Source organism: Rhizobium anhuiense (assembly GCF_003985145.1).
Classification (GTDB): Bacteria; Pseudomonadota; Alphaproteobacteria; order Rhizobiales; family Rhizobiaceae; genus Rhizobium; species Rhizobium anhuiense.
On the sequence record NZ_ML133525.1, the window covers coordinates 178,136 to 192,021 of the forward strand.

A 13,886-nucleotide genomic window follows, 5' to 3' on the forward strand; every position below is an offset into this window, starting at 1 on the left:
GCAATCAGGCAACCAGGCACTTCAGGAAACCATCCACATCCGCTTCCGTCGTCGCGAAGCTGGTGACGAGACGGATCAGGATTTCGCTTTCGGAAACGAGCTCGGGCGTTGCCGCCGGAACCGGCCATTCGTAGAATTTCGCGCCCTTTTCCTCCGCGGTTTTTGCAGCGCTTTTGCTGATAACGGCAAAGACTTCGTTGGAGGCGGTCGGCCAGGCGAGGCGGGCGGCGTTGCTGTCTCTGATGCCGGCGCGCAGCCCGTCGGCCATGCCGTTCGAATGGCGGGCGAGATCGAGCCAGAGACCGTTTTCGAAATAGGCATCGAACTGGGCGGCGATGAAGCGCGACTTGGAAAAGAGTTGGGCGGCGCGCTTGCGGATGAAGGGCATTTCCCGGGCCTGATCCGGATTGAAGAAGACGATCGCTTCCGCACACCAGCAACCATTCTTGGTGCCGCCGAAGGAGAGCATGTCGACGCCGCGCTTCCAGGTCATTTCGGCCGGGGTGGCGCCGAGCGCGATCAGCGCATTGGCGAAGCGGGCGCCATCCATATGGAGCGGCAGATTGCGTTTTTTTGATATGGCGGCGATCTCGCCGATCTCCGGCAGCGAATAGACGGTGCCGATCTCGGTTGCCTGGGTGATCGTCACCGCGCTGGCGCGGCCATGACGGAGGGCGTCTTCGGGATAATGCGCGATCTTTGCCGAGAGCCCGGCCGGATCGATCTTGCCGGCTTCGCCGTCGACGGCAACGAGGCGGGCGGAGCCGGAGAAGAATTCCGGCGCGCCGCATTCATCCTCGATCACATGGGCTTCCGAATGGCAGAAGGTGATGCCGCCGGGGCGCTGGACGCTTGCCAGCGACAGCGAGTTGGCGGCCGTGCCGGTGGCGACGAAAAAGACCGAAACCTCGCGTTCGAAAATCTCGGAAAAGCGGGCTTCGACCTTCCTGTCGAGGTCGCCGGCGCCATAGGCGGCGGCAAAACCGGCCGATTCCGTCAGCAGACGTTCGGCAATGGATTGATGGGCGCCGGCCCAGTTATCGGAAGCAAAGAACATGGGGGAAACCGTTGGGGAAGGATAAGGTTGGCAAGTCCGCAGCGGACATTACGCCAAAGCTTCACAGGATCAAGGTTGTCGCCCGTGACACATCACAGAAATTGAACTACGCAATCAATAAACAAAATAGCGTGGCTTTGCGTAATTTTATTTCGCCATGCCGACTGATCCGGCAATCTTCAGTCGCAAATTGATGTTTTTTGACAGAGCGCTCTTGCGGAGCCGAATGCTTTCTGGCATAGAACTGATGAATTAGGACAGTGTTGCTGTCCTATTTTGGCCTTTGTGGCCGAAGAGGCGCCGAAAGCCCTGGAACAGACCGGCTTTCACGCTATAGTTCTTCCGAGCGTCAAAGCCTTGCCGGCGGCGCGCGGAGGCGAATGGCAGGCGCGGAACGCGACGGTTTGCTTTCCTTTGAAGCAGATGTCTGCGGCCGATCTTCACACTGCAACAGCGCTGTCACGCGCCGAACCTATCTTCGGGTTGCGGCGCATGACGAAAAGCCGCCCGCGGCCCCGCGGGCTTCGACAGGAGGAAAGATGATGACGAAGACGCCATCCATGGAATTTGACCGGTTTGCTGCTGCCGAGGTGCGCGCGACGGCCAATATCTCCACATCCGCCTCCGGCCTGCCGAAGAAACAGGGCCTCTACGATCCGCGCAACGAACACGATGCCTGCGGCGTCGGCTTCGTCGCGCATATGAAGGGCCAGAAGTCGCACCAGATCGTCAAGGACGGCCTGTTCATCCTCGAGAACCTGACGCATCGCGGCGCCGTCGGCGCCGATCCGCTGATGGGTGACGGCGCCGGCATCCTGGTGCAGATCCCCGACCGTTTCTTCCGCGAGGAGATGGCCGAGCAGGGCATCACCCTGCCGCCGATCGGCGAATATGGCGTCGGCCATATCTTCATGCCGCGCGATGAAAAGCAGATCGAGCACTTCAAGAAGGTGATCCAAGACGTCATCACCGAGGAAGGCCAGGTCTTCATCGGCTTTCGCGACGTGCCGGTCGACAATTCCTCGCTCTCCAAGGCGCCGGCGATTGCCGCAACCGAGCCGCATCATGTGCAGGTCTTCATCGGCGCCGGCGAGGATGCCGAAAACAACGACGAGTTCGAGCGCCGGCTGTTCACGCTGCGCAAGGTGATCTCCAACCGTATCTATGATGAGTTCGACGGCGAGGAGAGCAATTTCTATCCGGTGTCGCTGTCGTCGGCGACGGTGGTCTACAAGGGCATGTTCCTGGCCTATCAGGTCGGCGTCTATTACAAGGACCTGTCGGATCCGCGCTTCGAAAGCGCGGTCGCCCTGGTGCACCAGCGTTTCTCGACCAACACCTTCCCGTCGTGGAAGCTCGCGCATCCCTACCGCATGGTCGCCCATAACGGCGAGATCAACACGCTGCGCGGCAACGTCAACTGGATGGCGGCGCGCCAGGCGTCGGTCTCCTCGCCGCTGTTCGGTGAGGACATTTCCAAGCTCTGGCCGATTTCCTATGAGGGTCAGTCGGATACGGCCTGTTTCGACAACGCGCTCGAATTCCTGGTGCGCGGCGGTTATTCGATGGCACATGCGGTGATGATGCTGATCCCGGAAGCCTGGGCCGGCAACCAATCGATGGCGGCCGACCGCAAGGCGTTCTACGAATATCATGCCGCTCTGATGGAGCCCTGGGACGGTCCGGCTGCCGTGGCCTTCACCGATGGCAAGCAGATCGGTGCTACGCTCGACCGCAACGGCCTGCGGCCGGCGCGCTACCTCGTCACCGATGACGACCGCGTCATCATGGCGTCCGAAGCCGGCGTGCTGCCGGTTCCGGAAGAGAAGATCATCCAGAAGTGGCGCCTGCAGCCGGGCAAGATGCTGCTGATTGACATGGAGGAAGGCCGCATCATCTCCGACGACGAGGTGAAGTCGCAGCTGGCGACGGCGCATCCCTATCGCAGCTGGCTGAACCGCACCCAGCTCATCCTCGAAGATCTGAAGCCGGTGGAGCCACGGGCGCTGCGCCGCGACGTGTCGTTGCTCGATCGCCAGCAGGCCTTCGGCTACACGCTCGAGGATACTCGCATCCTGATGTCGCCGATGGCGACGACGGGCCAGGAGGCGATCGGCTCGATGGGCACGGATACGCCGATCTCGGCGATGTCGGAAAAGCCGAAGCTGCTCTACACTTATTTCAAGCAGAACTTCGCGCAGGTGACCAACCCGCCGATCGACCCGATCCGCGAGGAACTGGTCATGAGCCTGGTGTCCTTCATCGGGCCGCGGCCGAACATTCTCGACCACGAGGGCGCGGCGAACGCCAAGCGGCTTGAAGTGCGTCAGCCGATCCTGACCAACGGCGATCTCGAGAAGATCCGCTCGATCGGCCATACGGAAGATCGTTTCGACACTAAGACGCTTGATTTCACCTATGATATCGAGCGTGGCGCCGAAGGCATGCCGGAGATGCTCGACCGACTCTGCGAGCGCGCGGAAGCGGCCGTCAAGGGCGGCTACAACATCATCGTGCTCTCCGACCGCCAGATTGGCCCGGACCGGATCGCCATTCCGGCGCTGCTGGCGACGGCGGCCGTACACCATCACCTGATCCGCAAGGGGCTCCGCACCTCGGTCGGTCTCGTCGTCGAGACCGGCGAACCGCGCGAAGTGCATCATTTCTGCCTGCTCGCCGGCTACGGCGCCGAGGCGATCAACCCCTATCTCGCCTTCGACACGCTGCTCGACATGCATGCCAAGGGCGAATTCCCGAAGGAAGTGGATGCTTCCGAAATCGTCTACCGCTACATCAAGGCGGTCGGCAAAGGCATCCTCAAGGTCATGTCGAAGATGGGTATCTCGACCTATCAATCCTATTGCGGGGCGCAGATCTTCGATGCGATCGGCCTACAGTCGGAACTCATCGACAAATATTTCTTCGGGACCGCGACGATGATCGAAGGTGTCGGCCTCGAGGCGATTGCCGCCGAAACCGTCGCCCGCCATAACGCGGCCTTCGGCAAGGATCCGCTTCTTGCGACGACGCTCGACATCGGCGGCGAATATGCCTACCGCATGCGCGGCGAAAGCCACGCCTGGACGCCGGATGCAGTCGCTGCCCTTCAGCATGCGGTGCGCGGCAATGCCGAGGATCGCTACCGCGAATTCGCCGAGATGGTGAACAATTCAGCGCTGCGCATGAACACGATCCGCGGCCTCTTCAGGATGAAGAGCGCCGAGGCGCTCGGCCGCACGCCGGTTTCGATCGACGAGGTCGAGCCGGCGGCCGATATCGTCAGGCGTTTCTCGACGGGAGCGATGTCCTTCGGCTCGATCTCCAGGGAGGCGCATACGACGTTGGCGATCGCCATGAACCGGATCGGCGGCAAGTCGAACACCGGCGAGGGCGGCGAGGAATCCGACCGCTACATGCCGCTGGCCGACGGTTCGATGAACCCGGAACGTTCGGCGATCAAGCAGATTGCCTCGGGCCGCTTCGGCGTCACCACCGAATATCTCGTCAATGCCGACGTGCTGCAGATCAAGGTGGCGCAAGGCGCCAAGCCTGGCGAAGGCGGCCAGCTGCCGGGTCACAAGGTTGACGCGACGGTTGCCAAGACCCGCCACTCGACGCCGGGTGTCGGCCTGATTTCGCCGCCGCCTCACCACGACATCTATTCCATCGAAGATCTGGCGCAGCTGATCTACGATCTAAAGAACGTCAACCCTACCTCGGATGTCTCGGTCAAGCTCGTCTCCGAAGTCGGCGTCGGCACGGTCGCCGCCGGCGTCGCCAAAGCGCGCGCCGACCATATCACGGTCGCCGGCTTCGATGGCGGCACAGGTGCATCGCCGCTGACTTCGCTCAAGCATGCCGGCAGCCCCTGGGAAATCGGCCTTGCCGAGACCCAGCAGACGTTGGTGCTGAACGGCTTGCGCTCGCGTGTCGCATTGCAGGTGGACGGCGGGTTGAAGACCGGCCGCGACGTCATCATCGGGGCGCTGCTCGGCGCTGACGAATTCGGCTTCGCCACCGCGCCGCTGATTGCTGCTGGCTGCATCATGATGCGCAAGTGCCATCTCAACACCTGTCCGGTGGGCGTGGCAACCCAGGATCCGGTGCTGCGCAAGCGCTTCAAGGGCACGCCGGAGCACGTCATCAACTACTTCTTCTTCGTCGCCAACGAAGTGCGCGAAATTCTCGCCTCGCTCGGCTTTACCCGGCTCGACGAGATCATCGGCGCTTCGGAGCTGTTGGAGAAGGACGAGATGCTGGCGCACTGGAAGGCCAACGGCCTCGACTTCAGCCGCATCTTCCATAAGGTCGATGCCGCCAAGGAAGAGACCTTCTGGACGAGCCGGCAGCAGCACCCGATCGACGATATTCTCGACCGCGTGCTGATCGAGCAGGCACAGCCGGCGCTGACCGCCAAGACACCCGTTGCCTTCGAGGTCGGGATCAAGAACGTCGACCGTTCGGCGGGCGCGATGCTCTCCGGCGAGGTCGCCAAGCGCTTCCGCCACCGCGGGCTGAAGGAAGACACGATCAATGTCACACTTCGCGGTACGGCGGGGCAGAGCTTCGGCGCCTTCCTGGCGCGTGGCGTCACCTTCAACCTGATCGGTGACGGCAACGACTATGTCGGCAAGGGGCTTTCGGGCGGCAAGATCATCATCCGGCCGCCGGAGAATTCGCGGATCGTGGCCGAGAACTCGATCATCGTCGGCAACACCGTGCTTTACGGTGCGACCGAGGGCGAATGCTACTTCCGGGGTGTGGCGGGCGAACGTTTCGCCGTGCGCAATTCGGGTGCGATCGCCATCGTTGAGGGTGTCGGCGACCATGGCTGCGAATATATGACCGGCGGCGTCGTCGTCGTGCTTGGCGCCACGGGCCGTAACTTCGCGGCCGGCATGTCCGGCGGTGTTGCCTATGTGCTCGATGAAACCGGCGATTTCGCCAGCCGCTGCAACATGGCGATGGTCGAACTCGAGCCGGTGCCCGAGGAGGACGACATGCTGGAGAAGCTGCATCATCACGGCGGCGATCTCATGCACAAGGGACGTGTCGACGTTTCCGGCGACATGACGCGCCACGACGAGGAGCGCCTCTACCAGCTGATCTCCAACCATCTGCACTATACGGGTTCAACCCGCGCCAAGCAGATCCTCGACAGCTGGGCCGACTACCGTCCGAAGTTCCGCAAGGTCATGCCGGTCGAATACCGCCGTGCGCTCGAGGAAATGGAGCGCAGCCGGATGGGCATCGCCGCGGAATGATTTGCACTGGGACATCCGTCACCTGCTGACCGCAGGTGACGGATGACGAAAATATCTCGATGACTCCGATCGTGCCGACAGCGAAACCTGTCCAGATCGCACGGATGTCTTCCAGGGGATATGCGCCAATGACGGTCAAGAGAAGCAACTTGCCCCGGATACCGGGACTGACGATAGACAGATTGGCTGCGGTGAGGCGGTCATGAGGGTAAGGGACGAAAGCATGGGTAAGGTAACAGGGTTTCTGGAAATCGACCGGCAGGTAGCGAAGTATCAGCCGGCGTCGGATCGTATCCGTCATTTCCGCGAGTTCACGATCCCGATGTCGGACCCGGAAGTGCAGAAACAGGCCGCGCGCTGCATGGACTGTGGCATCCCCTATTGTCACGGCCCGACCGGCTGCCCGGTTCATAACCAGATTCCCGATTGGAACGACCTCGTCTACAACAACAACTGGGAAGCGGCGATCCAGAACCTGCATTCGACCAACAACTTCCCTGAGTTCACCGGCCGCGTCTGCCCGGCACCCTGCGAGGAAGCCTGCACGCTTAATCTCGAGGATGCGCCTGTTGCCATCAAGACGGTCGAACAGGCGATCGCCGACAAGGCCTATGAGCTCGGCTTCATCCGGCCGCAGCCGGCGACGGTGCATACCGGCAAGAAGGTTGCCGTCATCGGCTCCGGCCCCGCCGGCATGGCGGCCGCCCAGCAGCTCGGCCGCGCCGGCCACGAGGTGCATGTCTACGAGCGCGAAACAAAGCCGGGCGGGCTGCTGCGCTACGGCATCCCCGATTTCAAGATGGAGAAGAACTTCATCGACCGCCGCGTCGAGCAGATGAAGGGCGAGGGCGTCACCTTCCATTGCGGCGTCAATGTCGGCGTCGATGTCAAGGTCGAGCAGCTACTCGCCGATCATGACGCCGTTCTTTACTGCGGCGGCTCCGAGACGCCGCGCGAGGCGGGCATTCCCGGCACCGAGCTTGCGGGCGTCCACGATGCGATGCCCTATCTCGTCCAGCAGAACCGCCGCGTCGGTCGCGAGAACATCGACAGCGTCGGCTGGCCATCGGACCCGATCCTTGCCGGCGCCAAACATATCGTCGTCGTCGGCGGCGGCGATACGGCTTCGGACTGCGTCGGCACGGCGTTCCGCCAGGGGGCCGTCAAGGTCACCCAGCTCGACATCCGGCCGCAGCCGCCGGAGAAGGAAGACAAGCTTGCCGTCTGGCCATTCTGGGCGACGAAGATGCGCACCTCCTCCTCACAGGCCGAGGGCGCCGTGCGGGAATTCCAGGTGGCCACCCTCGAGTTCGTCGGCGAAGACGGCGTGCTGACCGGCGTCAAGTGCTGCGAGGTCGATGAGCGCCGGCGGCCGGTTCCGGGCACGGAATTCGTCATCCGGGCCGATCTCGCCTTCATCGCCATCGGTTTCCGCGGCCCGTTCACATCAAGCGTGCTGAAGGAACTCGAAGGCAAGCTGACGCTCAACACCGACAAGCGCGGCTCGACCAACGTCGTCGCCAACGACCGCGACTACAAGACGTCGATCGACAAGTTCTGGACGGCCGGCGACGTGCGCCGCGGTCAGTCGCTGGTGGTCTGGGCGATCCGTGAAGGCCGCCAGGCGGCGCGCGCGATCGACGAGGCATTGATGGGCTCGACCGTCCTGCCGAACTGACCGTCGGCCGCTCACACCCTCAAGAAGACAAGAACTCCGCCCTATCGGCGGAGTTTTTTCATGGAGCGCCGCGCGTCCGCCAGGACGTGATGCGACCGCTTACCGCGGAACCGTGCCGCAAGCCTCGGGCAACGGCAAGGACATCGATGTCAGCGGCCGGAGCGATTTCAGACGAACGACAGCGACGCCTTCTTCGGCCTATCCGGCTCCAACCATTATTATCTGAGCTGGCCGTAGGCGGCGACCTAGACCGGAACGGAGCGAAAGGCTGCTTCACGCACAGCGCGTTGCCGACTGATCTACGATCTAGACTAGAGCTAGCCGAATTGCAGGACGCTGTTACGCAGGAGATGTGCTTTTATGCTCGCCGAAGAGCAGCTTGTAACCGCAAGCACAATGCCGCCCGCCGCGATTGATCGCTGATCCAGCGCAGCAGAGCGGGCGGTCTCTTTATTTGACCGAGACTTCGGCCGGCGCCTTTGCGGCAGGCAGGCGGTAATCGTCAACGCGGCCGGGAGGTGCTGGCGTCATTTCGCCCTGCTCGACCAGGAGGTCGCGCGGCGACCGCGTCAAAGCCACAGGCGGCGGCCTGGCGCCGAGAAGCTCGGCGCCGCCGTCGAGATTGGGATCGGAGAGGCTGATCGGCACGGTATGTTCGACCGGATTGGCGGGGAGGCCGAGGCCGGGCAGATTGCTGGAGTCGAGGCGAATTAGGTCGGGGCTTGCCTGGGTGCCGAGAAGACGCCGGGCCGGCTTTTCCACATAGAAGGCGAGCTTTCGCCGGCCGGCTTGCGTAAGATTAATGCCGTCGGAGGTGCGCAGGCGCACCTGCTGGCCGTTCACATCCGAACCAGTGACGATGAAGGTGCCGTTTTCGTCGACGAAACCATCCCAGATGTCGACGAATTCGCCGCCGATGCTTTCAACCTGGTTGCGGTAAAGCTGATTCATCTGGACGGCATCGGCCGTCATCGAATCGGACTGGAAAGCGGGAAGGCCGACCCAGAGCAGCGGGATCTTGCGGGCGGTGACCTCCTTGCCGAAGGAAAGGACACGGCGGCGATATTCGGTAAACCAGCCATCGGTGCGGAATTTTTCCTTGGCGGTGTCGGTCACCATCTGCTGGCGGTCGTTGGCGCCGATCATGACGACGACCATCGCCGGCTTCAGCTCGTCGATCATCTTCGGCAGCTGTGCCGGCCAGTCGTAATAATCGTCACGAACCAGGCCCGAGGAGACGTTGCCGCGGGCTTCGACGACGACACCGGGCGAGGTCTCGAAGGCGGCGGTGAGGCCGTCGCCGAGGCCGCTCGCCAGGAAATCGCCGACGATCAGGATCTTACGGGCGTCGCCGAGCTTCTGCACCGCCGGCTCCTCCTGCACGGGAGCGCGGACCGGCGGCGCGGTGCGGGTATTGACGATGGCTTTCTGCGCCGGCGGGCGCTTGCGCTGCTGGCGTCTCGGCTGCTGGACATCAGGCGCCTGCGGTGCGTCGTCGAGATAGCGCCGGCCGAGGAGGAAATCGAGGATCGACCGGCGCTGGTAGCGCTGCTCCTGGGCTTCGGCAACCTGCATCGGCGCAAGCGCGCCAACGAATAGCGAAGCCGCCGTCAAGGCGAGCATGAGCCAACGGATTGGGGTGCGATCAGTTTTCTTCGTCATGGGCAGTTCCGCATCTGCCGGCATCTTGCACGTGGGGTAGGCCAGCGTCCACTCTCGCTATCTAGGTCAAGGTTCTGGCTGTTGTAGAGCAGCATGCCGAAAAGTGTGTGTGGTTTTCGGGCGGTGTCATGCCCTACTTTCTTGATCCAAATGCGGGTTCAGCTTCCCGGCGGATTCGGCCGGGATCATCCCGATCTAGCGACGCAGCGCGTTCAGAAGCGGCAAGGAGGGCTCGCCGTCCGGCTGCATGCCGATGCGCTCCTGCACGGCTGATATCGCCGCCTTCGAACCCGAGCCGAAATTGCCGTCGACCTCGCCATTGTAATAGCCGAGTGTCTTCAGACGCGTTTGCAGCTCGAATTTCTCAGTGATATCAAGGGCGCCGTCCGGGCGCGGCCAGCGCTGCTGCATGCCGCCGTAGCCGGCGATCTGGTCGGCCAGCAGGCCGACGGCAAGCGCATAGCTGTCCGAGGCATTGTAGTTCTTGATGGTGAAGAAGTTGGCGGTCATCAGGAAGCCGGGGCCACCGGCTCCGGCCGGCATCTTCAGCATGGCTTTGGTGCCGCCGTCGCGGAAGGCCTTGCCGTTCGGGCGTGTCAGGCCGAGCGCTGCCCATTGGGCCAGCGTATGGGTCTTGCCGGCCTGCTTGGCCGCGGCCGCGGGAACGACGACCTCGTAGCCCCAGGTCTTGCCGGTGTCCCAGCCGTTCTTCATCAGGAGATTGGCCGAAGTCGCCAGCGCATCCGGCACCGAGTTCCAGATATCGCGATGGCCGTTGCCGTCGGCATCGACGGCATAAAGCAGGTAGCTTGTCGGGATGAACTGGGTGTGGCCCATGGCGCCGGCCCAGGAGCCGGTCATTTCGCGAGCCGGCACGTCACCGTTCTGCAGGATCTTCAGCGCGGCGACCAGCTGCTTCTTAGCGAATTTGGCGCGGCTCGGATCGGCATAGGCCAGCGTTGCCAGCGCGCGCGGCACATAGTGCAGCCGGTCGTCCTTGTCGAGAATCGCGCCGTAATTCGATTCCATCGACCAGATGGCGAGCAGAATGGTCTTGTCGACGCCGAATCGCCGCTCGATCGCATCGAGTGTTCTTGCGTGTTTGGCGGCCATCTCGCGGCCGATCTTGACCGTGTAGGGATTGACGCGGGAATCGACATAGTCCCAGATCTTCGAGGTGAATTCCGGCTGATAGGCGGCCTTTTCGAGCACGGTCGGATCAGGCTCGCTCACCCCGGAAAAGGCCTTTTGATAAGTTGCCTTACTGATGCCACTCTGAGCGGCTGTTTGGTAAAAATCCGCGATCCATTTCTGGAACCGGGAATCAGCTCTAGCGTTGTCGGGGACCAGCCCCACCTGGGCGGCGACAATGAGGGCGAGAGCAAGACCACGAAGGGAGTTTTTGTGATTCTGGGTCATCGACAGTCGTATCCGTCATCTTCAGTTTCCGGGGACAGCGAGGCATCATGTCCGCGCCAGAACCAAGACTACAGGAACGGAGTCAACAAATTCTTTACCATAGCGAACCGCTGCGGTCACCATTGCAAAACAGTAGCAATTCTATACTAGTTAAGGCTAAAAAGCCCTATTTCCAAAGCGATATGATCGAAGCAGGAGGCCGGTGTGGCTCAACACAACAAAGTTCGTAAAGCAGTATTTCCGGTGGCCGGATTGGGGACGCGATTCCTGCCGGCGACAAAGGCTGTTCCGAAGGAAATGTTGACCGTCGTCGACAAGCCAATCATTCAGTATGTCGTCGATGAGGCGATCGAGGCCGGGATCGAACATCTGGTGTTCGTCACCGGACGCAATAAGCACGTCATCGAAGACTATTTCGACATCCATTTCGAGCTGGAACAGACGCTGCGCGAGCGCGCCAAGAAGGCGGAGATCACCCTTCTGGCCCAGCAATTGCCGAAGGCCGGCACGGTGAGCTTCACCCGACAGCAGGAGCCGCTCGGCCTCGGCCACGCCGTGTGGTGCGCCCGCGAGATCGTCGGCGACGAGCCCTTCGCATTGCTGCTGCCCGATATGATCATGAAGGGCGACAAGGGCTGCATGAAGGGCATGATCGACCTTTACGCCCAGAGCGGCGGCAATATCATCGCCGTCGAGGAATGCGCGCCCGACCAGGCGCATAAATACGGCATCGTCGGCGTCGGCGAAGCGATCGGTGACGGCTTCCGCATCACCGGCATGGTGGAAAAGCCTGCCAAGGGGACGGCGCCTTCCAACTTCTTCATCAACGGCCGCTACATCCTGCAGCCGGAGATCTTCAAGATCCTCGAAACCCAGGAGCGCGGCGCTGGCAACGAGATCCAGCTCACCGACGGCATGCTGAAGCTGCTGAAGGAACAGGATTTCGCCGGTTACCACTTCCGCGGCGCGACCTACGACTGCGGCGCCAAGGACGGCTTCATCCTGGCAAACGTCGCCTTCGCTCTCGAACGCGCCGATATCCGTCCCTCCGTCGAAGGCGGCTTCAGGGAATTGCTTGCCGGCCTGAAGTAAGGGCTACGCCTGGATTATGAAGTGACAGAACGCCGCGCATCCGGGCTGGATGCGCGGCGTTTAACGTTTCAGCTTGAGGCCGACGCCGGCACGAAATTGCTGCGAGTCGGTGCCTTCCTTGCGCGTCGTCAGCTCGTAGCCGAGTGTGCTGGTCAAATCGAGATAGCGGTTGATGTTCCAGGTCAGGCCGGTCGCCGCGGTATAGACGAGCTCGTCGTTGATGGTGCTATCCGTGGGATAGTCGCGCCATATTACCCCGCCGATCATCGTCCCGACCAGATTGTCGCGCAGCTGGTGGGTGAGCGTCGTCGTCAGTGCGTGCGAGACGTAGCCGCTCTCACCGGCAGTCGTTGAGGGCTGAATGCTGGTTTGCAGGTCGAAATTGACGTCGGTTCCGCGGATCGGCGACCAGAGCAGGCTTGCATCGAGTGTCGCCGTATCGATCGAGGACAGGCGGCTGTCTTCGAAATCGGCCTGCTCGTAACCGACGCCGACTTCACCCTTCAGTTTCTCGCCGAGATCGACTTCGACGCCCACCTTGGCGCCATAGCTGTGCCCCGAGCGCTCATAGCCGGCCGAGTCGCGCGTTTCGTCATAGATCGTGCGGCCGATGTTGGCTTCGATGAAGGGGATGAGCGCGGGGGACAGCTCGTAGCCGACGCGGCCGCGCAGCGTACCCGTCGTCTGGTCGCGATCGCTGAGGGTGACGGTCGTGCCGTTCGAAAGCTTGGCATCCGAATAAATCGAGCGGGTCATGGCAAGGGCCGTCGTCCCGCGTAGAATGCCGAAATCGCGCTGGACGGAGGCGCCGGCCGAAAATTCCTGTACATCAGACTGCTGCGCGGCATTGGCGATGGCGTCGGGATCGTCCGTATCCTCGCGGTAGAAATTGTAACCGGCGGTCAGGTGCGCCGTGGTGTCGTCGGGAAGATCGAGCCTAAGGTCGCTGTTGATCTTGAAGGAGGGCTGTTCTTCGCCCTCGCCACTGATATTCCTCTGATAGGCACCTTCCGAGGTTACGGACAGTTGATGGCGGCCCCAGTCGGAGGTCAAGGTCGCTGCTGCGTCTGTTTCGAAAAAGGCGCGCCGCTGTCGGGTATTGCCGTCCTTGGTGGTCTCGGTGTTGATGCTCTGGGTGACGCTCGGGCGGAGCACGAACGTGCCGATCGGGATTCCCGGCGTTTCCTCCGTCGAGGCGCTTGTGGCAGCCCTGCGGCGCGGCAGCGTCTCGTCGAGCGGCGCTTCGCGGGTGTTCAGCCGGCGTATGTCCTCGTCGAGGATGGAGCCGGTAATGTCGTCGCCGGCCTGCGCATCCGGTATGGCTGGCCTCTGCTGGGCATCGTCGGCATTCGCGGTCGCACCATTTGCCGCAGGCGCGGCGGCACCGTCGGTCTCGTCATCGAAACCGGTGGCGGCGGCGTTGTTCGTGGTGCTGTTGTCCTGATTGGCCGCGGAGCGGCTGTTTGCCATCCCTGCCGGCTGTGCGGCGGACTGCGCAAGGGCTGCCGTCTGGGCAAGAATCAGGCCTCCGAACGCGGCAAAAGAGACGGCACGGCTCATGGCGCGGAGCGGCGTCACACTGCTCGTCTGTTTTGGCTGGCCCATGCAATTCGCGCCTGACATGCTTTCGGTTCTTACCCAAAGGTAAAGCCTTGTGGTTAATCATTCGTTGCCGTCAGCGGGCGCCGTTCACATTTCGGAAAGAGTGCGGGGT

The 13,886-nt window shown here is 62.3% G+C and carries 7 protein-coding genes; 3 read left to right on the forward strand and 4 right to left on the reverse strand.

Annotated elements, in window-relative coordinates; translation table 11 throughout:
* Positions 1-4 precede the first annotated feature (4 nt).
* Positions 5-1,057, reverse strand: a complete 1,053-nt coding sequence (locus EEQ99_RS16100) for a threonine aldolase family protein (RefSeq protein WP_028755888.1) — start codon at positions 1,055-1,057, stop codon at positions 5-7.
* 539 nt (positions 1,058-1,596) lie between these two features.
* On the opposite strand from EEQ99_RS16100, the gene gltB reads away from it, so the two are divergent.
* On the forward strand, positions 1,597-6,321 hold the full coding sequence (gltB, locus tag EEQ99_RS16105; RefSeq protein ID WP_174824463.1) for a glutamate synthase large subunit: 4,725 nt from the start codon (positions 1,597-1,599) through the stop codon (positions 6,319-6,321).
* Between the two features lie 223 nt (positions 6,322-6,544).
* Positions 6,545-7,999 carry a glutamate synthase subunit beta gene (locus tag EEQ99_RS16110; protein ID WP_028756675.1) on the forward strand — a complete coding sequence of 485 codons (1,455 nt, stop codon included), beginning with the start codon at positions 6,545-6,547 and terminating at the stop codon, positions 7,997-7,999.
* Positions 8,000-8,449: 450 nt separating this feature from the next.
* Here EEQ99_RS16110 and EEQ99_RS16115 read toward each other — a convergent pair whose 3' ends face one another.
* Both EEQ99_RS16115 and EEQ99_RS16120 read right to left on the reverse strand, forming a co-directional pair.
* A complete protein-coding gene (locus tag EEQ99_RS16115) occupies positions 8,450-9,685 on the reverse strand; it encodes an SGNH/GDSL hydrolase family protein (RefSeq protein WP_028756674.1) in 1,236 nt (411 codons plus the stop codon).
* 171 nt (positions 9,686-9,856) lie between these two features.
* A complete protein-coding gene (locus tag EEQ99_RS16120; RefSeq protein WP_028756673.1) occupies positions 9,857-11,080 on the reverse strand; it encodes a lytic murein transglycosylase in 1,224 nt (407 codons plus the stop codon).
* Between the two features lie 204 nt (positions 11,081-11,284).
* Between EEQ99_RS16120 and galU the strand changes: the two genes are divergently transcribed.
* Entirely contained in the window at positions 11,285-12,172 is an 888-nt protein-coding gene (gene galU, locus EEQ99_RS16125; protein ID WP_003542870.1) for a UTP--glucose-1-phosphate uridylyltransferase GalU, read from the forward strand.
* A 60-nt stretch (positions 12,173-12,232) separates the two neighbouring features.
* Here the strand turns inward: galU and EEQ99_RS16130 are convergent, their stop codons facing one another.
* The gene (locus EEQ99_RS16130) at positions 12,233-13,777 is read right to left on the reverse strand and encodes an outer membrane beta-barrel protein (protein ID WP_028758956.1); all 1,545 of its coding nucleotides are present in this window, start codon (positions 13,775-13,777) and stop codon (positions 12,233-12,235) included.
* Between the last annotated feature and the right edge of the window lie 109 nt (positions 13,778-13,886).

What these genes read in the sequence shown, in the direction of transcription:
- EEQ99_RS16100 (WP_028755888.1), bottom strand. Translation starts at nt 1,057, where the DNA reads ATGTTCTTTGCTTCCGATAACTGGGCCGGCGCCCATCAATCCATTGCC.
- gltB (WP_174824463.1), top strand. Translation starts at nt 1,597, where the DNA reads ATGATGACGAAGACGCCATCCATGGAATTTGACCGGTTTGCTGCTGCC.
- EEQ99_RS16110 (WP_028756675.1), top strand. Translation starts at nt 6,545, where the DNA reads ATGGGTAAGGTAACAGGGTTTCTGGAAATCGACCGGCAGGTAGCGAAG.
- EEQ99_RS16115 (WP_028756674.1), bottom strand. Translation starts at nt 9,685, where the DNA reads ATGCCGGCAGATGCGGAACTGCCCATGACGAAGAAAACTGATCGCACC.
- EEQ99_RS16120 (WP_028756673.1), bottom strand. Translation starts at nt 11,080, where the DNA reads ATGACCCAGAATCACAAAAACTCCCTTCGTGGTCTTGCTCTCGCCCTC.
- EEQ99_RS16130 (WP_028758956.1), bottom strand. Translation starts at nt 13,777, where the DNA reads ATGGGCCAGCCAAAACAGACGAGCAGTGTGACGCCGCTCCGCGCCATG.